The sequence below is a fragment of the Microcoleus sp. Pol12B5 genome (genome assembly GCF_036701335.1).
Lineage (GTDB): Bacteria > Cyanobacteriota > Cyanobacteriia > Cyanobacteriales > Microcoleaceae > Microcoleus.
Window position 1 is genome coordinate 200,005 of record NZ_JAUBQQ010000003.1, and the last position, 23,603, is coordinate 223,607.

Here is a 23,603-nt window from a genome sequence, read left to right on the forward strand (position 1 = left end):
AGCTGACTTTTCCTGTTATACGTTGTTAGCTGCTAACTACTAACTACTGACTACTGACTACTGACTGAGGACTAATGACTATTTAATGATTTTCGGCGATCGTGCTCTCTTCTGCAAAAGGGATTACCACAAAAAGATGATTCGGTTTTCCCCACATCTTGCACAATTCTCAATCAGCCTTTGACTGGCGGGCAGGATGCCCACCCCACAACAAGAATCACTCTTTGTGGAACAGGCAGGAAAGCCTGTTCTTGAGCATGGTGCAAGATGTCAGTTTCCCTCACATAGTAGCTCACAAAGGCAACCGCAGCAGGAAAGTAGCGCCCAGCCCCAATTCGCTGCTGGCGCTTAGGCTGCCACGATGTGCCCGGGCAATGGTTTGGGCGATCGCCAATCCCAGTCCCGAACCGCCAGTATGGCGCGATCGATCGCTGTTGACTCGGTAAAATCGATCGAATATTCGCTCTAAATCTGCCGCCGCGATCCCAATACCGGTATCTTGAACCTGAACGATCGCCTCGATGTGATTGCAATCTAAAATAACTGTTACTTTCCCGCCCGCCGGAGTGTATTGAATGGCATTAACAATTAAATTAGCAACTAAGCGATAAAGTTGGTCGGAATTGCCGACAACATTTAATTGCTGTTGCACCCGCACGGAGGATGTGAGGGCTACCTTAGAAGCGATCGCCAAAGCTGCCAATTCCTCTACTAAATCACTAACCAGGTCATTCAAACAACACAATTGAGGGCGATCGCGTATCACTTGATTATCCATGCGAGCCAGCAGCAGCAAATCAGCCACTAACTGAGTCAGTCGTCGGTTTTGGCGATCGATCGTCCGCAAAATTTCCCGCGCCTCTTTTTCATCTAATTGAGGCGTCAACAGCGCTGATTCTACAGTCGCCTGCGAAGCCGCTAAAGGCGTCCGCAATTCGTGGGCGGCATCGGCTGTAAACTGTTGAATCTGTCGGTAGGAAGAGTAAATCGGTTTCATGGCTAATCCTGCCAACAACCAACTAGCAAACCCTATCAGAATCAATGCTGTAGGCAATCCTAATTTCAAAACCCATTTCACTGTACTGAGATAATCATTGAAGTCTTGCAGACTCCGACCAACTTGAAAATATCCCCAATCTTGCTGTGTTTGGGTGTGTAACGCTACAGAAATTTGGTGATAAACATTACCTCTGGTGTCAGTTATTGTTTGCCAATATTGGGAGTTAAATCCTGGTGGTAATTCTTCGGGATAAGCGCCTGCGGTAGCAATTAATTTGCCCGAATCATCAAATAAACGAATATAGTAATAGCCTTGGTTGATAGCGCTTAAAATATGGCGCTTTGGCAACTGTTTTTTAATGCCTTTAACTCCAATGAGGCAGAGGTTGGGCAAAAGTTCGTTTACTATGGGTTCCAAGCGTCCGGGCTGCTGCAATTTGAGTTCTAGGCTGTCGTGTAGCGTCCCTGCTACCGATTCTAATTCCCGGTCTATGGCTACCCAGTGAGCGTGGGCGATCGCCTTATATACACCAAATCCCAACAAGCTTAAAATCAAACCCATCACTGCTGCATAGGAAATGGCTAATTGCCAGCGAGTTCGGTTAAATAGTTTATTTTGATTCACCTTTCATATCTTTCTAGTAATTGGTAATTAGTTGAAGATAATATTTTTTTATCCACCGCAGAAGGCGCAGAGAACGCAGAGGATGAACAAAGAGAGAATAAGGTTAAATAATCTGGTTTCTGACACCCCTGCATAAGTCATATTAAAATAAAAGTTTGCAGGTAAAAAATACATTTTTTATATTTAGATTTTATGCCAAATTCTCATGTTTTAGGAGTTCTGCATATTCGCTCATTACGAGTTCCGCAAGTTGTCGGTCTTCTTTGGCCAATTCGCTGTAGAGTGCAGCTAAGTTAGTTTCATCCGTTGCTGGAATAGTAACTAATTTGGCACGAAATTTCAGGAAAGCTATAAAATAAAATACTTGTTTGAGTTGTATATCGAGCTTTTCTAACTCTTGTTGGATTAAATCTTTCATGGCAGTCATTTTTGCGATCAAGTTTTCTATATTATAGCCAGATACTGGAAACGAGGTATATTCCGCCCGCCGTTGCCCCTACAGCTTTAATTTCTCATGCGGTATCCGACGCCGTGTACGGTTTCAATTAAATTCGTGCCGCCAACCGACTCAAGTTTGCGCCGCAGCAAACGCACTTGAGCCGCTACCACATTGCTAAAGGTATCTGCACTCGCCTCCCATAGCTGATTCCGGATTTGGTCAGTGGTGATAATTTGGTTGGGATGTTTCATAAAGTATTCTAGCAGTTGAAACTCTTTGTTTGTTAGAGAAATTATCTGGCTGTTACCACTTCGATCAAGATGGCACACAGTTCGATTTCCGCAGTCCAAAACCAGATTTCCTACCTGTAGCTGTTGCGGTTGAATTTGGGGCGATCGCCTTTGCAAAGCTCGCAATCTTGCTAATAGTTCCGCCATGCCAAACGGTTTAACTAAATAATCGTCAGCCCCGGCATCTAGTCCCGCAACTTTATCTTCCATTCGGTCTTTTGCTGTTAGCATCAAAACGGGCAGAGCGCTATTTTTAGCACGCAATCTCCGCAGCAGTTCCAGCCCTGACAATCCTGGTAGCAACCAGTCAAAAATAGCCAGGTTATATTGCATCCAGTGACTGTCTAAATATTCCCAAGCTTCATTGCCATCCAAAGCCCAATCAACTATATATTTTTCCTGCTTTAAAGTGCGATCGATCGCTTTCCCTAAATCTGGCTCATCTTCAACTAGCAAAACTCTCATAACTCTAATTTATAGCGGTAAATCCTTATACATTGTTAGCGATCGGCAGCATCTACCCCAATCTTTAAGCTCACATACTGAGATGAAATCAGCATGAAATTTTCTGAATTCGCAGAAAAAGAGAACTATTGAGAATAATTGACAACAAGCTAATAATGTCTTATAATCAACCACGAGTGAATATTTGAGAAAACTTTTCAATAAGTATGACAGATTTATCCGATCGTCCCGCGATGAAAAAGCCGGGACGCTGGAGTCGCCGCCAACTGCTACAGCTAGGAATAGCTGGGGCTGGGGTAGCGGGCGGCGCGATCGCACTTCAAAACTTGACTCGCAAACCGGCATCAGTTGCGAGAATTCCGCCAATCCCCGTAGATGCACTCACCGTCAGCAATATCAACCCGATGCAAATTGCGCGGGATTTTGATTACGGCACGGTGACGCGCGAAAACGGGCGCACGGTTCGGGAATTTCGCCTGGAAGCTAATACTTCGATCGTCCAACTTAACAGCGCCGTCACTTTCAACACCTGGAACGTCAACAATCGCGTGCCGGGGCCAACATTGAGGGCAACAGAGGGCGATCGTATCCGCGTCATCTTTTCTAACAAAGGTGGACATTCTCACTCGCTGCACTTTCACGGCATTCACCCCACAGAAATGGATGGCGTTAAACCAGTGAGGAACGGTTCGGTATTTATTTATGAATTCGATGCCAATCCTTATGGAGTGCATCTATATCACTGCCATATTGCTCCCGTAACACGCCACATCGGTAAAGGACTATATGGAATGTTCATTATCGATCCGCCAAAACCCCGCCCTCCCGCCGATGAAATCATGTTAATCATGGGGGGATATGACGTAAATGAGGACGAAAAAAACGAACTATACGCTTTTAATGGCTTGCCAAATTATTATATGAATAACCCGATCCCTATTTACAAAAATCAGTTGATCAGGCTCTATGTTCTCAACATGATTGAGTACGAAGCAGCAGTAACTTTCCACTTGCACGCCAACTTTTTTGACGTATATCGCACGGGAATGACTTTAACTCCCAGTGAAAGAACTGATGTCATCACCATGGGAGTAGCTGAAAGACATATATTAGAATTTACCTACGGCTACCCTGGAAAATATATGTTTCATCCCCATCAAGATGTGATCGCCGAAGCAGGCTGCATGGGGGTATTTGAAGTCATCACTTAAACCAAATCCTGCTACCACGGTGCAGCGATTCAAATAAAGTATGAAATTATTTGACAAGCTCGATCGCAAATAGGTAGAATGAATAGCTCACAAATTGAGAATTATTCTTAATAAGTTGTGGGTCCAAATGCACATAACGTAAAAATTAGCAACTGCCATGTTACCATCCTTTCGCTTATTACCTACAGTCACTGCTACAGCCATCCTCGTTGCTCTGACCGGTTGCGTTTCCCCCACGGCTAGCAACACCGACAGCACACCCTCACCTGCTGCCACAGCCAGTCCCGCATCCACAAGCGGTCACAGCGGGAATCACGGTGGCAAAGGTGGCATCAACATCAATACTGCCATTCTTTCAGAGTTAGATAAACTCGAAGCCAAGTTAGGAGTACCAGCACTTTCTAACAAGATTCAAGCCAGCCGTCCTTACGGCAAAGTCGAAGAATTAGTCTCAAAAAATGTCATTACTCAAGCCCAATTTGACCAAATCAAAGACTTGGTAACTATTGAAAACGTGGTGCTGACAGGCGAACCCAAAGATGTAGACTACATGACTAAACTTGGCTTAATGAAAGGGCATCTTTTCGTAGCCCAAGAACTATTGGATCAAGGCAAACCAGACCAGGCAGAACCGCACATCGGGCATCCAGTCGAAGAAATTTATGCCGATGTGGAAGATCAGCTAAACGAGCGTAAAATTCCCGAATTTAAGGCTACTTTAATTAAATTGCAGGATTTAGTTAAAGCAGGTGCAAAAGATCCGGCTCAAGTGAAGGCGGAATTTGACACATCAATGCAAGCAGTTGACGGAGCAATTGCCGCTCTTCCCGAAACGCAGCGCAAAGATCCGAAATTCGTGCTGCAAGTGATTAACGGCTTGCTAGATACAGCTAATTCCGAATACGGAGCCGCAGTTGCTAACGGCAAGATTTCCGCAATTATTGAATATCAAGATTCGCGGGGTTTTGTCATGTACGCGGAAATGCTGTACAAAGATATAGCCGAGCAAGTGGCTAAAACCAGCCCGGAAATTGACAAAGCAATTGTGGCTAACATGGCTGAACTGAAGACAAATTGGCCAACGGCGATCGCACCCCCCGCCCCCGTCAAAACCACCGAACAAGTCAACCAGCTAGTTAAAACCATCGAAAGCGACAGCCAAAAAGTTCTCAAACCGGCCTCTTAAAAAAGTTAACTGAAACCACGGTAATTGGTAAAAAAATTACCAATTACCTCCCGATATTACCTCAAGTAAAAAAATGAATTTTGGCGAAGCATTGCCCACATTTGTAATTACCCTCCGCGAAGGAGTCGAAGCCGCTTTAGTTGTCGGCATCGTTCTAGCTTGTCTCAAAAAGTCTGGACAAAGTTATTTAAGTCCTTGGGTTTTCGGTGGTGTTGGCGTTGGACTTATCGCCAGCGCTTTGATAGGTGTACTGTTCGGCTGGACGATTCAAATTTTGTCCGCATCCAATCAGCCTTTTGCACCGATTATGGAGTCGCTGCTAGAGGGAATCTTTGGGCTGATAGCGATCGCAATGCTGAGTTGGATGCTGATTTGGATGACCAAGCAAGCGCGATTTATGAAAGCAGAAGTTGAAGGCGCTGTGAGTGCCGCCTTAACGCAAAACTCTCATGCTGGTTGGGGCGTATTTAGTTTAGTTTTTATTGCCGTTTTGCGCGAAGGGTTTGAAACTGTTTTGTTTGTCGTCGCCAAGTTTCAACAAGGCATTATTCCAGCCCTCGGCGCTTTGGCGGGCATTCTCTCAGCCACCGGACTTGGCGTCCTGCTATTTAAATGGGGAGTTAAAATTAATATCCGCTTGTTTTTCAAATATATGGGCATTTTATTGCTCTTTATTGTAGCGGGTTTAGTGGTATCTACTTTGGGAATTTTTGACAGCGCGATGAATATTTTATCGCAAACAAATCGCGAATCAGCAGCACTGTGTTTCTATTACGAAAGATTTACTAAAATCCACTCTTGCATTCTCGGGCCGATGGTTTGGAATACCTCGCAACTGCTTCCCGAAGAAAAGTTTCCCGGTTTGTTGTTGAGTGCGCTGTTTGGCTACACGGATAAGCTCTATGTCGTGCAGGCGATCGCCTATTTGATGTTTTTAGGTACTGTGGGTGGCATCTACTTCCAAAGTTTGGCAGGTAGAGTGTTTTTCCCATTCAAAAAAAACTCAGGTAACGAAATAAGAAATTAAGTGCGATCGAAACGCGATCGGCTTTGTAGTGGAAATGCAGGAGGCAGTTGTTTCTTGCTAATAACTAATCCGCCCCTAACTTAGAGCGCATTAGTTATTAGCTATCTATTGATTGAAGGTAAAACGACCGTCTATTAGCTATCTATTGATTGAAGGTAAAACGACCGTCAACTTTTTCTCCGTTAATATCCGCAGTCACTTTCACGGGGTAACTTCCTGCATCTTTGCCGGGAAACACCACAGCGTAATGTTTGCCCTCAGCATCATACTTGAGAGCGAGGGTTTGCTGCTTTCCATTCGGCAACTGCACTTGAGCCGTCACTTTGGCGTTAGGAATTGGTTCCTTTTTCTCCCCTTTTTGCACAAAAACATCTAAATGAGTTCCGGTAGCTTCTTTTTCAGGTACAAACTCTAAATAGTAAGCTCCAGACTTTACAACTTGTCCCCCTTTAGTTGCTGTTGCAGGAGCAGTGGCGGGAGTAGAAGAGGCAGGTTGAGAGGCGACAGGAGGAGAGGCTGGATTGTTATTTGGATCGCTTGCTTGGTCGCCTTTACTGCAAGCTCCCAAAAACAGCAATCCGACACTACCTAGAATAACTAAGCTAGACTTGAGCGATTTCATTGGTTTGACTCCTTGTTGACGGACAATAATTAAAAAATATCACACATTAACTACCTTACCGTCTTCAATAACTGGCTGAGGTTTTTGAGGTCGTAAAAAAGTCCCAAATTGAGCATACAAAGCTGGCAAAACTAACAGAGTTAGTGCTGTAGAAGTAAATAAACCTCCTAAAACTACTACTGACAGCGGTTGCAAAATTTCCTTGCCCGCCCCGCCTTCAAATACTAAAGGTGCTAAACCCAAAGCTGAAGTTAAAGCGGTCATCAGGATGGCGTTGAGCCGTTCCATCGAACCTTTAATAATTGCTTCCTTAAAAGGCAGTCCTTCAGCAAATTTAGTGTTGTAGTTGTCTACTAAAAGCAAGCCGTTACGGGTAGCAACGCCGAATAATGTGACAAAGCCAACTAGGGAAGCTACAGAGATGATGCCGCCAGTCACAGCTACCGCAATTACTCCTCCTACTAATCCGATCGGCAAATTAATCATAATCATAGCTGTTGAAGGAAGGGACTTGACGGACAAGTACATCAATACTGTAATTACCAAAAAGGCGATCGCACTAAATATGATAATATTTTGCGAAGCTCTTTGCTCAGCTTCAAATTGACCGCCGTACTGGATAAAATAGCCAAAAGGCAACTGCACCTCTCGTTTTACTTTAGCTTGAATTTCATTCACAACCGATCGCAAATCCCTACCTTTAGCATTCGCCGCCGCCACAATCAAGCGAGAAACATTCTCGCGATTAATCGTATTTGGGCCCGTACCGTATTTGACAGTAGCAACTTGGGCCAGGGGAATTTTGTTGCCGCTCGGAGTATCAACCAACAAATTCTGAATAGTTTCTAAGTTATTTCGAGCTTCAGGCTGCAACCAAACAACTAAGTCAAAAGTTTGCTGCACCTCCAAAACTTGAGAAACCACTTTGCCGTTCAAAGCTGTTTCAATTATTTCAGAAAGCTCTCCGATTTTCAAACCGTATCTACCCGCAGCTTGACGGTTAAACTTAATTTGAATTTGTTGCACTGGCACCTGCGGTTCAAGTTGCAAATCCACAATTCCTTCAACTGTTTTCATTTGCTCTTCAACTTTTGCACCGATGCTGCGAAGTTGATCCAAATCAGGGCCAAAGATTTTGACAGCAATCTGACTTCTGACACCAGATAAAACCTCATCCATCCGGTGAGAAATAAAACCGCCGATATTTGGTGCAACTCCCGGCAATCTAGCAAATTCCTGCCGCAGCGACTCCAAAGTTTTCGGCCTGTTTTTCATCCCTTTCTCGCTCAAACCGATATCGATGTGAGCTAAATTAACTCCCGCAGCATCAGCATCTCCCGGAGCTCGGCCCGATCGCACTTGCACGTATTCAAACCTGCTATCATCCTTAAGTGCATCTTCAATAGCAAAAGCCGCGCTATCTGTTGTCTCCAAAGACACCCCCGGATAAAGCTGAATAGTATTCACCAAAGTTTGCTCCTGAAACTCCGGCAAAAACACCCGTCCAAAGGATGGCAAAATAATTAGTGCAGCCACCATACTAGCAGCAGCAAAAGCTAAAATAATCCCCGAATAGCGCATTGACAATTTTATCAAAAAATGATATATTTTTTTGCAAAATATCGGCAGCCAAGGTTCCGCAGCGCTCATACGTTTGTTAGGCAACAAGATAGCGCAAAGTGCCGGAGATATTAACAGCGATTCCAGACTAGAAATCACAACAACTACCAGATAAGTAATCCCCATCGGCGTAAAAATTCGACCTTCTACACCGGGCAAAGTAAAAATAGGAGAAAACACCACAATCCCAATAACAGTCGCTCCAATTAACGAATCGCGCACCTCCTGACTGCCGTCAAAAATCACATCCATCACCGGACGCGGATGAAGAGAAGACGTATTTTCTCTCAAGTTGCGGTAGGTATTTTCCGCATAGACGATCGCATCGTCGATCGCAGTGCCGATCGCCACCGACAAACCCCCCAAAGTCATCGTATTCAGCCCCAGCCCCAGCCAATACATCGCCAGCAGCGCCAACAGCCAAGTCAAAAAGAAATCCAGCAAAACAACCGCCAGAGTCCGCCAATTCATCAAAAACGGGATGAGAATAAGGGTGACAATGATGCTGCCTTCAACTAAAGCCGATCGCACATTCTCCACCGAGGAATTAATATATTCTTCCTGTCGAAAAGTCACAGTAACTTTAATATCTTTGGGCAGAGCTTGCTGCACCTCAGCCATTGCTGCCTCAACCGCTTTAGTTACTGTCGGAGTATCAGCAACTGGCTGTCTGTTTACCATCACAATCACAGCTTTTTTGCCGTTAAAACTGCCATCGCCCCGCTTGATTGCAGCACCAATTTTGACATCAGCTACATCACCAATTCTGACAGGTGTTCCGTGGCGAGAGGCGATCGCAGATTGCTGCAAATCTTCCAGAGACTCAATCCGCCCCACCCCGCGGATTAAAGTTTCTCGATCCGGCGTAATTAAATACCCCCCCGGCGCGTTAACATTCGCAGCAGCAGCCGCTTCAGCAACTTGCTGCAACGACACATTAAAAGCTTTCAACTTGGCAGGTTCAACTAATACTTGATACTGCCTTTCTTCGCCGCCGTAAGCTACTACTTGAGCAACGCCAGTCACTGCCAAAAGCCGATTTGTGACTTGCCAGTCAACTAGACGGCGCACTTCCATCAAAGGAGTAGTTTCTGATGTAAAAGCATAGGTGATAACAGTGCCCACAGGAGAAGTTGTGGGAGAAATTTGCGGTGTTTCTACCCCAGCCGGGAGTTTGCTTTGTGCTTGCTGCAACCGTTCTGTTATCAACTGGCGCGCTTGATAAATTTCAGTTCCCCAATCAAAGATTACCTTAACCGCAGAAAGACCCACAGCCGAAGACGATCGCACTGCTGTCACCCCAGGAGTTCCGTTAATCGCACTTTCGATCGGCAGTGTTACCAAAGACTCGATTTCTTCCGGCGCGAGCCCTGGTGCTTCCGTCTGAATTTCGACTTGCGGGGGTGCAAAAGGAGGGAAGACATCAAGGGACATTTTGGGGATGATAGAAAATGTCCACAGACTAACAATAATGGTGGCGATAACGACTAGCCAGCGGCGGTTAATTACCCATCTAAGAATAGTGCTGAACATTTTATGATTTTATAGAGGTGATGACTACCAGCCACCGTTGGGCGATCGACTATTTAACAATAAAATTTAGCAGATATTAAAGGCTCCGACTGCCGTAGCTTTTCCCGCGATTCCTTGGATGAACAGTGTTAAATAGCCATTATATTTAGCTTGACACCCAAAAATGAAATTAGGATGAAATATTTTAAGATTTAACCCCGATTGATAAGTCATCTCAAATCTCAAATCATATAAGATGCACTCTTTTGACTTACTTCAAAAAGATGAACTTGCCATTATTTCCATCTACATCCATCTTGATTTGAGCAATGTAAAACTGGCTCTGTAGAACTTCACCTTCAGGGGTAAAGGCAATTTGACCGAGAGGAGTATTGTACTTTCCAGCTAGGATTTGCTGATTCAGCTTTGTGCGTAACTCTGCCAATGACAACGCGCTGAGTTTGGTTTTACTATCCAAAGCTTTCAAGGCTTCCACGAATACTTGTACGGCCGTGAAGGCTTTAGCACTAAACTGCGGTGGTTCCTTCTTGTTTTGCTTTACATAAGCATCGCGGAAGGCAGCATTGATTTCGCCGGGGGCTTCGGGACTATAGGCTTGAGCAATGATAATACCATCGCAGAGTGCTTGACACACCGAGAAGATATTAGAGGTGTTCAAACCATTGCCGCCAACGATCGTACCTTGATAACCCAGTTCCCGCAGTTGCCGGATCGAGTTACCTCCATCGGCTGCCAGTCCTGAAATAACAACTAAGTCGGGTTGGAGAGCGAGTGCATTACCAATTTGAGCTTGGAAGTCCGTGTCAGTAGTTTGGAACTTTTGGACGGTGACGATATCCAGCCCTTGGTTTTTAATCGCTTGCTGGAAAATTTTTGTCTCCGATGTCGTGAAAGCGTCATTTTGAGCATAAAAGACAGCGACTTTTTTAATCTTAGGATTAAGCTTAAGCGCTGCCTTTACTGCATTGGGAGCTACAAGCGAAATAGGTGCAGAGACACGGGCAATATACTCACCAATCTCAGGAATCCCTTTGGCAGTATTCGATGCGCCAATGACTGGCACTTTTGCTCGTTCTGCGATTGGATTGGCACTAAATGCCTGCTGAGAAGACGAGGGCCCAACAATGCCAACCACTCGATCTTGATTAATTAGAGTTTGGAAGGCGTTGATGGCTCCTGCTTCATCTCCTCCAGTGTCTTGAAACACCATTTTAATAGGAGTACCATTAACACCTCCCCTGTCGTTGAAATATTTCTCAGCAATTTTGGCACCACCCACTGATTCCTGAGCTAAAAGAGCATAGTTGCTGGTTTGCGAGAATGCTGCTCCAATTGGAAGGGCAGTGGCCCAATTGGGTGTAGCTGCTGCTGGTGTATTGCTCGGAGTATTAGTGGTGGTGGTGGTAGGTTGATTGGTTTGACTGCAAGCAACAACCAGTACAAAAGTGATGAACGAGGTGAGAATGTGAGTAAAGATACTTTTCTTAAACATCTTAGGACTTCCGCAGTGAGTATGTGCAACTACAATAGTCCTGAACATTTAGTTAGGTAATTGGTAGTTGGGAATTGGGAATTGGGAATTGGGAATTGGTAATTGGTAATTCTACCTTACTCCGAACTTTCGCCAACTGGGATAATGCGAAACTAGCCAGCGGCGGTTAATTACTCATCTAAGAATAGTGCTGAACATTTAAACAGTTGACAGTTGACAGTTAACAAAGTTACCGCATTATGCCTTCTTCCTGACATCCGTTACATCCGTTACAAAATCCGCTGCCGAACTTTCTTCGCGCCGATTTCCCCACCAAACCCCTGCTGCAAAAGTCAGGGATGCGATCGCAACTCCTCCCCCTATTCCCGCCCACCATAAAGACACGGGTAAATTATTAAAATTAACCTCTGTTGCCTTTGGAAATGCCTTTTTCTTTGCCTCGTCTTTTGAGGGCTTGCTGGGTCCCCGCAAAGATTGTGCGTAAAGTTGAGGTGCTCGCTGCGTTACTATCAAATCTCCCTCGAATAAACCCCTCTTGACTTCAACTAAATCTCCGGCAGTTTGACCGAGTTCAATTTCAACCGCTTGATAAGCATTGCCATTTTGGACGTAAACGGTTTTTTTCCCGCTAACATCCACTACCGCCGCACTCGGAATTGCTAAAATATTTGTGGCAGTTTTGTCTGTTAAAATCTCCAACTCAGCAAACAGTCCGGGCTTTAATTCGCCGTTAATATTATCTAGTTCTGCTTTCACCGGCACAACCCGCGTTTCTCCTGACACGGATGACCCAATTAAGGCGATTTTTCCATTGAAAGTGCGATCGGGTAAATTAGAGACTTTTACCCTGACTTCCTGACCCTGTTTTACTTGATTCAGGTCTTTTTCGTAAATGTTGGCTGTGGCCAAAACGCGGCTGTCATTTAAGAGGCTCATCAACGGTTTTTCAGCGTTTACTGACTCGCCTGGGGTGATTTCGCGATCGGCTACCGTGCCCGAAATCGGAGCAACTACGGTAACGAGTCCTCGATCGTTGGCAACAGTTCCTAATTGTTGCAGTCGCGCTTGATAGGCTGCATCAGCCAAGCGAATGCGCGACTGAGCGACTTCGACGGCAGTTTTGCCGCGTTTGAGTTGGTTCTCGGCTTCTAGGACTTCCCGGCGGCTCTGAGCTCTGGTAAGTTGAGCTTTTGCTTCTGCTACTCTGCCTTGAGACTCCCGCAATTCCCGCATAGGGAGGTCTACTTCGGCTTGTTTAATTTCGGTTTCGGCTTTGATAACTTCAGGACGGCTTTTTGCCTTAGCAACAGCGGCTTTTGCTTCGGCGAAGTGGGCTTGCGATTCCAGCATTGTGCGCCGCGCGATCGCTCCTGATGCCGCTAATTCTTTGTCGCGATCGAACTGTTCTTTAGCAATAGTTAATTCTGTTTCGGCCCGCGCTATTTCAGCTTGCGATATTTCAACTTGACGTTGATAGTTTTCTTGAGCGGCTTGCACAACTGAACGCTTGTTTACTAATTCTTGTTCTCGCTGGTACTGCTTAGTTACCGCTGTCAATTGGGTTTGGGCTTGGGCGATTTCTGCTGCGGATATTTGAAGTTGGCGATCGGAATTTTCTCGTGCTAGTTTGAAATCTCCTTCCGCTTGCTGCAAATCGGCCTCAGCTTCGGCACGTTTCGAGAGAGATTCAACCCGCAATTGTCCTAATTCTGAACTCGATACAACCGCAAGGGCTTGACCTTTTGATACTTTGTCCCCAGGCTTAACCAGCAACTCTACTACTTTCCCAGCAACAGGAGCCGTAACTTCTACTTTTTCGTTGGGTAAAGTTTCAATTTCTCCAGTAGTTTTAATGCCGATATCTAGTCTCTGGCGCGTGGCAGGGGAGATTTTAATTCCTAACCGTTTTGCTGTTTCGGCATCGACAGAAATAGCAGCAGGAGTTTCAGTTGTTTCGCCGCTATGGTGAAATTCATTTCCGTGGCCCGCGTGGGCAAAAACAGCGGCAGGATAACTTAGCAAAATTAGGCTGAACAAACTTCCCGAAAAGCTGCTAATAATTGCCGGACATTGAGCATATTTATGAAATATCATCGTTGGCATTGTCCTTGAAATCATGTTGAGTGCCACAGGTTTAGCAGTTGGTATTTTGCTAAGGTAAGTAAGTGATACCCATTAAGTAAAGTTACTTATTAGCATTTTCCAAGAAGCGACCGCTAAGCAATGACCGAGAGCTAAAAATGCTCTACTCAACCTAGTATTTCACGGTCAAATGAAATTAGGATGAAATTTCGCATCAGCAGCCCAGATGCCCACCAGATTCTAAAATACGAAGATAAGTTTCGCCTAATGACAAGCGATTGGGCTGTAGATTTTTTTCCGTTTTTTTAATCTCTGCTCGCGCTTCAATTTCGTTTGTCAATGCGCTCACTAGCTCATCTACGGCTGCATTTGATTTATAAGTGGCGTTTAATTCCAAGCTATTCAATATCATAAACTACCTTCTCTATGTATATAGCTTTTTGCTGACCTATCTACTACTTTAGAGGTAGAGCTGATCCATTGTCTACAGTATTCTTACCTAAGTTTCTACTACTTTAGACGTAGGACGGTTCAATTATCTACAGTATGTGTAGGTACTCTCAGGAAACTGAGGTGGAGTCAGACAAATTCTAAATTCTGACAGCCACAGTCGAGCTAAATTACTGTTTGTACCAAAGTTGTCGCCACTTTTTCATTTCTTCAATTTCTGGCTTTTGTGAAGCAAGTATTTCCTGAACATTTGACCTAACGTGATTCATGTCACTCATCTTGTAGATTTGTGTCATGTTTTGTTTACGGCAGCTAAATTACTGTTTATACCAAGCTTGGCGCCACTGTTTCATTTGCTGAATTTCTTGCTTTTGCGAAGTCAGAATTTCTTGAGCTAATTTCTTCATTTCCGGGCGTTTTGACTTCTTCAAAGCATCTTGGGCCATCACTAAAGCTCCTTCGTGGTGAGGAATCATCGCATTAATAAATCGCAAGTCAAATTGGGCGTCAGCGGCCCCTAAATCCATGCTCATCATCATGCTTTGCATTTGTTCGGGAGTCATTGCCATCATGTGACCCATGGGACCGTGATAAGCCATCGGCGTACTGCTGGCTTTGGGATACCAAGTTTTTCGCCACTCTTTCATTTGATTTATTTCGCGGTTTTGAGCAGCAATTATATCAGTGGCAAGTTTTTTCATTTCCGGGCGTTTGGATTGTTTAAGCACATCTTGAGCCATGTTTACAGCACCTTGATGGTGTACTGTCATGCCATCAATAAATCGCAAATCGTAGTCGGCATCAGCAGGGCCTAAATCCATTGACATATCGTGATTCATGCCATGATTCATGCCACCGCCTTGGGCCACGTTTTGCTTATTGTTTGCTTCGGTTGCAGCCGTAACATTTGGGGCTTGAGTTTCGCTGGAAGGGGCTTTTGAACAAGCTGCAAGCACTCCACTGGTTAAAGCGGCTGTGGCGGTCAACATCAGTGCTGCAAAGCCTGTTTTCAATGAAATTGGTTTCATAGAGCTTATATCCTTAAAACGGCCATTAATCTTCAGCTTTTCACATATAAATGAAATTAGGATGAAATTTTTGCGGCGAACTTGTAAAGAATTATTGCTCTGCCCTCGAGCGCACTCAAATTTAAGATTTACAGAACTCACTTGAATCTAATTATGTAGGGTACACAGTCCGCGCCTTACCCCTATGGGTAGGGTGTCAAACCGCTTTTGTTATAATTCCTGATTTATTTTGCAATTCCCCTTGACTCTCCTGTGTACTGGAGACTTTACAATGGAGTTAATTCATTGATTGAGCAGAGTAGTTTCTGCTGAGGTTGAAATTATGACTTTACAGCTAAAAGTTCCTAAGATGGCTTGTTCTGCTTGTGCGACTATGATCGCAAAAGCAGTCCAAACCATTGACTCAGCCTCAAAGGTTGAGGCCGATCTCAAGACAAAATTGGTCACGATTCAAACCGCTAAGTCAGAAAGTGAAGTTAGGAAAGCGATCGCATCGGCGGGCTATCCAACTATTTAAAGACAAAGGGTAAATGTCTCATTGAGGATGGCATATATGGACAATCTCACACTTAAATTGCGGGGCATGAGTTGTGCTTCTTGTGCTTCATCTATCGAACAAGCAATTAAATCAGTTCCCGGCGTAATTGAGTGTCATGTCAATTTTGGGATGGAACAAGCAACCATCCAATACGACTCCAAGCAAACCAACTTAGAAACAATTCAATCGGCTGTTGATGCTGCGGGATACCAAGCTTTGCCGCTTCAAGAAATGGCGGCGCCAGAGGATGATTCCGAACAAGCCGATCGCAAATCTGAATCTCAAACCTTGCAGCGGAAGCTCTGGACAGCAGGTATCATAAGCATCCTGCTATTTGTGGGCGCTATTCCAGCGATGACCGGCTTGCATCTGCCATTTATTCCCCCATGGCTGCACAATTTTTGGCTGCAATTAGTCCTGACATCCCCCGTACAATTTTGGTGCGGCAAATCGTTTTATGTAGGAGCTTGGAAATCCTTCAAACGGCGGGTGGCGACAATGGATACCTTGATTGCCTTGGGAACGAGTGCTGCTTACTTTTATTCTGTATTTGTGACATTTTTTCCCGGTTTCTTGACAGCCCAAGGTTTGACTCCTAGCGTTTACTATGAAGTAGCAGCCAGCGTTATCGCCTTAATTTTGTTGGGGAAAACCCTAGAAAATCGGGCGAAGGGAGAGACTTCCGAAGCCATTCGGAAACTAATGGGTTTGCAAGCAAAAACTGCTCGGATAGTTCGCAACGGGGAAGAGTTGGAAGTGCCGATCGCCCAAGTGGAGGTTGGCGACATCGTGCAGGTGCGGCCGGGCGAGCAAATCCCCGTAGATGGAGATGTTATTGAGGGTGCTTCGACGGTAGACGAAGCAATGGTTACGGGAGAAAGTTTGCCTGTCAAAAAGCAGCTTGGCGACGAAGTTATCGGAGCCACAATTAACAAAACTGGCAGCTTCAAGTTTCGGGCGACAAGAGTTGGCAAAGATACATTTTTAGCTCAAATTGTCAAGATGGTGCAGGACGCACAGGGTTCAAAAGCACCGATTCAAAAGTTAGCAGACCAAGTGACTGGTTGGTTTGTTCCTGTAGTAATTGCCGTCGCTTTAGCTACTTTCATTATCTGGTTTAACACGACGGGAAACTTCACTCTAGCGACCGTGACAATGGTGGGAGTCTTAATTATTGCTTGTCCCTGCGCTTTGGGTTTGGCGACTCCGACTGCTGTGATGGTGGGAACTGGGAAAGGTGCAGAAAATGGGATTTTAATTAAAGGAGCCGAAAGTTTAGAATTGGCTCACCAAATCCAAATTATCGTGTTAGATAAAACGGGAACTCTCACAGAAGGCAAGCCGACTGTAACTGATTTTGTGACAATTAAAGGAACCGAGAATAGCAATGAGTTAAAGTTGCTGCAATTGGCGGCGTCTGTAGAGCGAAATTCGGAGCATCCTTTGGGAGAAGCTGTTGTGAGGTACGCTCAATCTCAAGAGGTTAATTTGACGGATGTTAAGGATTTTGAGGCGATCGCGGGAAGTGGTGTTCGCGGAGTTGTAGCCGGAAAGTCGATCGCCTTGGGAACGCTGAGGTGGATGCACGAACTCGGCTGCGATACTGAATATCTGGAACTGCGCGCGAGAGCTTTGGAAGCTGCGAGCAAAACGGTTGTTTGGATGGCTGTAGAAGGCAAAATAGAGGCAATTCTGGGCATTGCGGATGCTCTCAAACCGTCGTCAGCGCAGGCGGTGAAAGCACTTCAAAAACTTGGTTTGGAGGTGGCGATGCTGACGGGGGATAACCGCGCGACTGCGGAGTCGATCGCCCAATCCGTGGGAATTACTCGTGTTTTTGCTGAAGTTAGACCCGACCAAAAAGCAGCTCAAATCCAAGCCCTGCAACGGGGAGGAAAAATTGTCGCTATGGTGGGAGACGGGATAAACGATGCACCGGCTTTGGCCTTAGCAGACGTGGGAATTGCGATCGGCACCGGCACAGATGTGGCGATCGCAGCCAGCGACATTACCTTAATTTCAGGCGATTTGCAAGGCATAGTTACAGCAATTAAACTTTCCCGCGCCACCATGCGGAACATCCGGGAAAATCTGTTTTTTGCGTTTATTTATAACATCGCTGGAATACCGATCGCGGCGGGAATTTTGTACCCCATTTTTGGCTGGCTGCTAAATCCAATTATCGCCGGTGCAGCAATGGCTTTCAGTTCAGTCTCTGTAGTTACTAATGCTTTGCGATTACGGAACTTTCAAGCCAAATCTAGTGCATAAATTTGGAGGAATGAGAAAAATGTTACACCATCGTCAAATTTGGGGAAGTCTCGCGAGTTTAGGACTTGTGATGGGAATGGCATCGGGAGTTCAAGCTTCCAAAATGTCCGTCCCGCATTCTACTTCAACGACTCAATTCCGCAGCATTGAACAGCCACTAGGTTTAAAAGTTGGCGTAACAATAGGTGGTTTGACATTAATAGGTTTGGAATTGTGGTGGTTTTTGTTCAGTAAAGCTAAAGGGCAGAAAGCTGAATATATTCAGGGGATACAAGAGTTGACTATTACTGTAGACGGGGGTTATGAGCCTGCCACTGTAGTTGTGAAAGCAGGTAAATTAGTCCGGCTTAATTTCTTGAGGCGCGACCCCAACAGTTGTCTGGAAAAAGTGTTGTTACCAGATTTTCACATTGTGCGCGAATTACCTCTAAATCAGGTGACGGCTGTTGAATTCACCCCTCAAAAACCTGGACGATACCTATTTACTTGCGGCATGAATATGTTTAGGGGTGTGGTGGAAGTACAAAGCTAAATCAAATAGACAGTTATCAACCTGTGGCAATGGCGACGGTTGAGGTGCGAGTTTTTTCAGCAAGAAATCGCTAAAATAGATTAAAGCTTTAAAAATTTGGAGTGAGCTAAATGCAACTACTACACACGATGCTCCGAGTCGGCAACCTGGAAGAGTCCCTCAAATTTTACACTGAGGTTCTGGGCATGAAATTGCTGCGGCAAAAGGACTATCCAGACGGTAAATTTACTCTGGCTTTTGTTGGCTACGGCGAGGAATCAGACACTACAGTTTTGGAATTAACATACAACTGGGGCGTCACAGAGTACAATTTGGGTGATGCTTACGGTCATATTGCGATCGGCGTTGACGACATTTACGGTACTTGCGAAGAAATTAAAGCTCGTGGCGGTAAAGTTAGTCGCGAACCCGGCCCGATGAAGCACGGTTCAACTGTCATCGCTTTTGTGCAAGATCCAGATGGATATAAAGTTGAATTAATTCAACTGGAAAATCAAGGTAGCAACACCCAGAAAGTAGCAGCAACAACCGCATCTTAACTTTCTTAAGAGGGGGAAGGGGAAGGAAAAACTATCTTCCCCCTTCCATTTTCGTTTAGACAACATTCATACCCAAAACTGTCAACAGTCGTACCCACAACTGTCAACTGAAACTTTTAATTCGATCGCACCGACGGGACAAACTGCTGCAAATAAATTTTTTGCCACAATATAGAAAAACTGCTCCCTATTTGGCTTAAGCTATCAAATTTTGGAAGTAATTTAGATTCTCGGCGCTGGTCTAAAGCAGCGATGCCAGAAAAAAATACAGATAATACTAACAAAAATACTACTATCACACTAAATAAAATAGTCCAATAAACTAAAAATTCGCTTGTGTAGCTGACCGCGAATATCCACTTAATCACTAAATCCGATAAATACAAAAACAGCCCTACTGAAAACCCCACCCTGAATAATAGCCACGTCCACTTAAACATATCTGTTGCAGTCTTGCTATTTTTGGACGCAGAAAGTTCTAACTCTCTAATTTGGCTGTTAATATTTGAGGTGATTTCATACAAAGTATACTGCAAAGCATCTCTGATATAATTGAGTTCATTGTCCAGGTTTATGCACTGCTCGGATGTACTTTTATCCAAGCTCAGGTTTTGGATTTGTTTGCGGTGCGCCGCCAGTTTATTGTCTAGAGTGTAATCCCATTTTTCCAGCCGATCTACAGTCAAATACAAAAGTTCCCTATTAGCATCTAACAAGCTCTGGCAATTTATGATTGACTTAACTAACTTGCTGAGATTGTTGATATGCTCCTCTAGAGTATTTTGGGATTCCCTTTGTTTAGCTGACAATAAACTTGCGAGTTCGACATCCCGATCGCCACACAGCGACAAAGCCTCACCATACAAGTCGTCAATTTCCATTTGACCGAAATACAGTGACGCTTTGTACTCTTCTATTTCGGGAAGAGTCAGACATTCTAAGGGCTGATATTTTACCTTAAATTTATATACCAGCGCTGTCATAATCTGCGCCGATTTTCGGTCTAGCTTATCTTTGTAAGGTTCTAAAATAATTGTAGCTAGATTTTTCACTTTTGCTTCCGGGTGGTGCAGGAACTCAAAAATTTTGGCAAGTATTTTAGAGAATTCCCAGTCATTAAAATTATTTTCTGCAACTTCCAAAAAGTTTGTTACCGCTGCATCGTTTTCAGCATTCAATTTGTACGGGCCCGTAAGTGCGATCGCAGCAAATACTCGATCGATCCAAAACAGATATTCTTCGCAATCCATTGGCAGACTGGGCAACAGCCAGCTAGGGCCGTACACCCAAAAATCGAGACAATTCTCATATCCCTTGTGGCGGTCATGTCTGCTGCTGTCACCTAAAGCAATTTTGTTGCTTGCTAATAGTTGAATTTGCTCTTCTACAACCCGTCGCTCAATTTCCTCTGCATTGATTGTGGCATTGACAGCACCTTCCTTGCCTTGCCATTGCCCTGCTTCATCCAACCAAATTGACTTAATACTAACAGACGCAGACCACCGAATTAAAGGAGTCGCTCCCCCTCGCGCTTCCTGTTCTAACGCCGCCAGCAGATTTTTGCTAAAATCACTTGCTCTAGCTTCTCTCTCACTTGATATCAGCCCCTCTCGCACATTCCCCAATGCCTGAATTGCCAAAGCCCGAAACAGCAAATTCGGATGCGGTTTTCTGACGGCTTGCGGTATATTTTCTCTGAATATTCCGCTGTTGGGTACGCCCAAAACTTCAGCAAAAGGCTCGATGCCGCACTGTTGCAGGAATTTTTCAACTAGGTTTATTCTTTGCCAAGGTTGAGTATATTTAGTGAGAAGGAAGATGAGTGCTGTGCCGCTGCACCCCCTTGACTCAGGGATGTTAGTGCGATCGAGTTTCCACACATTGCTCGTCATAATTTGTCGCGATGACAATTACTATATCTTGACGCTGTTGTTTGATGCTCATTTCAATTTTACATCTACTGCTGCTTTTTGTCAATATTCGTCCTGGACGCATAGGGAATTTGAAACCCGGTTTCACGAGGAAATTTATTATAACTTAAGCCTAGATTTTTCCTATAAAGCTAGTTAATAAAAGCCAATATGAACCCCGAAATAAATATATTATTTAGCAATAATTGGTCAAATGTCCAAAGTATAAGTTGGGCAACGAAACCCCACCTAATATAGTTATTTTTTGGTTGGGGCTTTTAATATTTTGTCGCTGACCATTTGATCAACGATTAAGTCGCTGATAATTTGAGCTCCGTGGGAGGTAAAGTGCAAGCCGTCATTATTTTTCACATAGCCTCGCTTACCCGATTTATTAGCAACTACTGGAACAAATTTTCCTGCTTGGGCAAATGTCTCCCAAGTAGAAACAAATTCGATTTTGGATGAAGATTTGCTGGCATTTTTATAAATATCGTTCATGATGGGAAAAGCTTTTAAATACGAAGATTTGTTAGGGATCGATTGACCGACCCAATACACTTTTCTGACGGATGACGAATCCAGTAACTTGGCATATCTTTCAACTCTTTCTTGATAAGCTTTTTGCCATTCCTTGGTTAGGACAGCGCGGCCTTTTCCTTGAGAATCAATAATATTTTGACGGTCATTTGCTCCGAACAAAACTATCACTACATCCGGCTGGTAATTATTAAGAATTTGGCGAGTTCTGGCATACCAATCATAATAATCTATCCGATTTAATCCAGTCGAGACCTTATAGTCTATTTTGGTATCGACGATATTGTATTTTTTCTTAAGAGTGTACTGGAGTTGAATTCCTAAGTCGAACATTACGGAATCTCCAATAAATAAAAATTTGCGATAAGGTATGGTCAGTTTGGGTTTAGCTGGAGTTGTTTTTTTAGCAGTAGCAGGCTTTGGGGGTTGAACGGCCGTTTTTGTTTCGGTTTTGACAGGAGGAAGTTCTGATTATTTGGGGATGGTGTCGAAGTTAATATCTTTAATTTTGCTCCAAAAATCTTGTTCGGATTTTCGGAAACCATCTATTTCGATCTGGCCCACCGCTTGTTTAATTTCTGCACTGGCGAAAGGAGTTGAAGCGAAGCTTTTCAGAAATAATGATAAGTTTGAAAATATTAAAGTGAGAATTACAGAAGTAACAATCAGCAAAAATTCCCGGTCTTTCATATTTCTTAGAAATTAAAGTAAATAAAAGGCGGCATGGTACTTGGCCCCAACATCAAGATAGTATACACGAGCAGTGAAACTAAGACAACCCGAAAGAAAATGTTTTTTAAGGACAATACGGTTTGCAATAGTTGGGAGATGCGATCGCCCCACAAGTTGATAGCGCCAATGACTGCAATTACTAAATACAATTGCCAAAAGTTAAATTGAAAAGTGGCTACAGCAGGATTGACAATTCCTTGAAAAAAACTCACCGCCGTTTCCCAGTTGGGAGTGCCGAAAAATACCCAGCTACAAGTAACAAAAGTAAATGTTAGCAGCCAACTGCAAAATTTAGCCAATCTGGGAAAGGCATAGTCTAATTTAAAGTGGATAGCTTGGGGGATATCTTTACATAAATGGTTGACAATTAATCCTAAACCGTGAATTGCTCCCCAGAAAATAAAGTTTAAACCTGCGCCGTGCCACAATCCACCGATCGCCATTGTCATCAGTAAATTTACGTACTTCCTCAACTTGCCATATTTGTTGCCGCCAAAGGGAAAGTAAACGTAATCCCTCAGCCACTCGGAAAGACTGATGTGCCACCTTTTCCAAAATTCTTGCAGGCTGAGCGATCGGTATGGCATATTAAAGTTGGCAATGGGTTTAAAACCCAGCAAACAGGAGATGCCGTTGGCTAAATCCGAGTAGCCGCTGAAATCTACGTAAATTAGACAGGAATAGGAAATTGCCGCGAGGATTAAATCGATGCTGCTGTACTGCTGGGGGACTTTGAATGGCAAGTCAGTGAAGTTAAACAAAAAGCTGGCTAAAGTATATTTTTTGAAGAGTCCAGACAAAATCAAAACTATAACTTCTTCAATTTTATAGTCGTATTTTTCCTGTGAATTTAGCTGCGAGTAAAATTCGCGAGCTCGCGAGATTGGCCCGGAGGCAATTTGCGGAAAATAGGTAATGTAGGTGGCATAGTCTACAAATTTCGGACAAGGGATTTTTTGCTGGTAGCAGTCGATTAAATGAGAAATCATTCTAAAAGTGTAGAACGACACGCCGACGGGGGCGATTATTTGCAAAACTGGAAAGTTGGCTGGAATTTGTAGCTGGTTCAGTACCTCAAATAAAGAAGTTACAAAGAAGTTGCAATATTTAAAGATGCCGAGATAGCCAATGTTGAAAATTAGACCGGAGATTAAAGCAAATTTTTTATACTTACTCTTGCAGAGAACCCGGAGAATGATATAATTGTAGACTGTAGAGAAAATGAGGAGCAAGAGAAAGTCAAAACTCCAAAACGAATAAAATAATAAACTCGCAACTAACAAGACAATTTTATACAAATCGACTTGGGGCTTCACAGAGACGATCAGGCTAAAAATAATTAGGAAAAATACTAAAAATTGGTAAGTGGGAAATAGCATATATCTCAGCCGATAAAAAATCTTGTTGCTGGCAATATTTTTATAAGTACGGCCACCCAACCTATCCCGAAGGGAATCGCCAGAGTGGGTCTG

At 44.0% G+C, this 23,603-nt stretch carries 21 protein-coding genes; 7 read left to right on the top strand and 14 right to left on the bottom strand.

Going from position 1 to position 23,603, the window contains the following annotated elements:
• Positions 1–292: 292 nt before the first annotated feature.
• The 3 genes from rppB to rppA form a co-directional block, all read right to left on the bottom strand.
• Positions 293–1,624 carry a two-component system sensor histidine kinase RppB gene (rppB, locus tag QUA24_RS03190; RefSeq protein ID WP_333227139.1) on the bottom strand — a complete coding sequence of 444 codons (1,332 nt, stop codon included), beginning with the start codon at positions 1,622–1,624 and terminating at the stop codon, positions 293–295.
• 190 nt (positions 1,625–1,814) lie between these two features.
• Positions 1,815–2,042, bottom strand: coding sequence for a hypothetical protein (locus QUA24_RS03195; RefSeq protein ID WP_333227141.1), 228 nt, complete (start codon positions 2,040–2,042; stop codon positions 1,815–1,817).
• Positions 2,043–2,128: 86 nt separating this feature from the next.
• Positions 2,129–2,818 (bottom strand): two-component system response regulator RppA, encoded by a 690-nt coding sequence (rppA, locus tag QUA24_RS03200; protein ID WP_333227143.1) that lies wholly within the window; start codon positions 2,816–2,818, stop codon positions 2,129–2,131.
• A 206-nt stretch (positions 2,819–3,024) separates the two neighbouring features.
• Here rppA and QUA24_RS03205 point away from each other — a divergent pair, with 206 nt between their 5' ends.
• The 3 genes from QUA24_RS03205 to QUA24_RS03215 all read left to right on the top strand — a co-directional run bounded on the left by QUA24_RS03205 (position 3,025) and on the right by QUA24_RS03215 (position 6,242).
• A complete protein-coding gene (locus QUA24_RS03205) occupies positions 3,025–4,029 on the top strand; it encodes a multicopper oxidase domain-containing protein (protein ID WP_333227144.1) in 1,005 nt (334 codons plus the stop codon).
• 157 nt (positions 4,030–4,186) lie between these two features.
• Complete coding sequence (locus QUA24_RS03210) at positions 4,187–5,215, top strand: helix-hairpin-helix domain-containing protein (RefSeq protein ID WP_333227146.1); 1,029 nt, start codon at positions 4,187–4,189, stop codon at positions 5,213–5,215.
• 73 nt (positions 5,216–5,288) lie between these two features.
• Positions 5,289–6,242 carry an FTR1 family protein gene (locus tag QUA24_RS03215; RefSeq protein WP_333227148.1) on the top strand — a complete coding sequence of 318 codons (954 nt, stop codon included), beginning with the start codon at positions 5,289–5,291 and terminating at the stop codon, positions 6,240–6,242.
• Between the two features lie 142 nt (positions 6,243–6,384).
• Here QUA24_RS03215 and QUA24_RS03220 read toward each other — a convergent pair whose 3' ends face one another.
• The 7 genes from QUA24_RS03220 to QUA24_RS03250 form a co-directional block, all read right to left on the bottom strand.
• On the bottom strand, positions 6,385–6,864 hold the full coding sequence (locus QUA24_RS03220) for a hypothetical protein (RefSeq protein WP_333159713.1): 480 nt from the start codon (positions 6,862–6,864) through the stop codon (positions 6,385–6,387).
• A gap of 39 nt (positions 6,865–6,903) precedes the next feature.
• Positions 6,904–10,017, bottom strand: a complete 3,114-nt coding sequence (locus QUA24_RS03225) for an efflux RND transporter permease subunit (protein ID WP_333227150.1) — start codon at positions 10,015–10,017, stop codon at positions 6,904–6,906.
• A 250-nt stretch (positions 10,018–10,267) separates the two neighbouring features.
• The gene (locus QUA24_RS03230) at positions 10,268–11,509 is read right to left on the bottom strand and encodes an ABC transporter substrate-binding protein (protein ID WP_333227152.1); all 1,242 of its coding nucleotides are present in this window, start codon (positions 11,507–11,509) and stop codon (positions 10,268–10,270) included.
• A 237-nt stretch (positions 11,510–11,746) separates the two neighbouring features.
• Complete coding sequence (locus QUA24_RS03235; RefSeq protein ID WP_333227154.1) at positions 11,747–13,612, bottom strand: efflux RND transporter periplasmic adaptor subunit; 1,866 nt, start codon at positions 13,610–13,612, stop codon at positions 11,747–11,749.
• A gap of 193 nt (positions 13,613–13,805) precedes the next feature.
• Positions 13,806–14,003, bottom strand: coding sequence for a hypothetical protein (locus tag QUA24_RS03240; RefSeq protein WP_333227156.1), 198 nt, complete (start codon positions 14,001–14,003; stop codon positions 13,806–13,808).
• Between the two features lie 208 nt (positions 14,004–14,211).
• On the bottom strand, positions 14,212–14,337 hold the full coding sequence (locus QUA24_RS03245) for a hypothetical protein (RefSeq protein ID WP_333227158.1): 126 nt from the start codon (positions 14,335–14,337) through the stop codon (positions 14,212–14,214).
• Between the two features lie 21 nt (positions 14,338–14,358).
• Entirely contained in the window at positions 14,359–15,069 is a 711-nt protein-coding gene (locus tag QUA24_RS03250) for a DUF305 domain-containing protein (protein ID WP_333227159.1), read from the bottom strand.
• A 322-nt stretch (positions 15,070–15,391) separates the two neighbouring features.
• On the opposite strand from QUA24_RS03250, the gene QUA24_RS03255 reads away from it, so the two are divergent.
• The 4 genes from QUA24_RS03255 (at position 15,392) to gloA (ending at position 18,949) form a co-directional block, all read left to right on the top strand.
• Positions 15,392–15,586 (top strand): heavy-metal-associated domain-containing protein, encoded by a 195-nt coding sequence (locus tag QUA24_RS03255; RefSeq protein WP_333227161.1) that lies wholly within the window; start codon positions 15,392–15,394, stop codon positions 15,584–15,586.
• A gap of 36 nt (positions 15,587–15,622) precedes the next feature.
• Positions 15,623–17,878, top strand: a complete 2,256-nt coding sequence (locus QUA24_RS03260; RefSeq protein ID WP_333227163.1) for a heavy metal translocating P-type ATPase — start codon at positions 15,623–15,625, stop codon at positions 17,876–17,878.
• Between the two features lie 19 nt (positions 17,879–17,897).
• On the top strand, positions 17,898–18,410 hold the full coding sequence (locus QUA24_RS03265) for a cupredoxin domain-containing protein (protein WP_333227165.1): 513 nt from the start codon (positions 17,898–17,900) through the stop codon (positions 18,408–18,410).
• Between the two features lie 110 nt (positions 18,411–18,520).
• Entirely contained in the window at positions 18,521–18,949 is a 429-nt protein-coding gene (gloA, locus tag QUA24_RS03270; protein WP_333227167.1) for a lactoylglutathione lyase, read from the top strand.
• A gap of 116 nt (positions 18,950–19,065) precedes the next feature.
• On the opposite strand, the gene QUA24_RS03275 is transcribed toward gloA, so the two are convergent.
• The 4 genes from QUA24_RS03275 to QUA24_RS03290 all read right to left on the bottom strand — a co-directional run bounded on the left by QUA24_RS03275 (position 19,066) and on the right by QUA24_RS03290 (position 23,510).
• Positions 19,066–20,841 (bottom strand): hypothetical protein, encoded by a 1,776-nt coding sequence (locus tag QUA24_RS03275; RefSeq protein WP_333227169.1) that lies wholly within the window; start codon positions 20,839–20,841, stop codon positions 19,066–19,068.
• 276 nt (positions 20,842–21,117) lie between these two features.
• Entirely contained in the window at positions 21,118–21,777 is a 660-nt protein-coding gene (locus QUA24_RS03280) for an SGNH/GDSL hydrolase family protein (protein WP_445242581.1), read from the bottom strand.
• A 93-nt stretch (positions 21,778–21,870) separates the two neighbouring features.
• The gene (locus tag QUA24_RS03285; protein WP_333227171.1) at positions 21,871–22,089 is read right to left on the bottom strand and encodes a hypothetical protein; all 219 of its coding nucleotides are present in this window, start codon (positions 22,087–22,089) and stop codon (positions 21,871–21,873) included.
• Between the two features lie 5 nt (positions 22,090–22,094).
• Positions 22,095–23,510, bottom strand: a complete 1,416-nt coding sequence (locus tag QUA24_RS03290; RefSeq protein ID WP_333227173.1) for an MBOAT family O-acyltransferase — start codon at positions 23,508–23,510, stop codon at positions 22,095–22,097.
• Positions 23,511–23,603 lie beyond the last annotated feature (93 nt).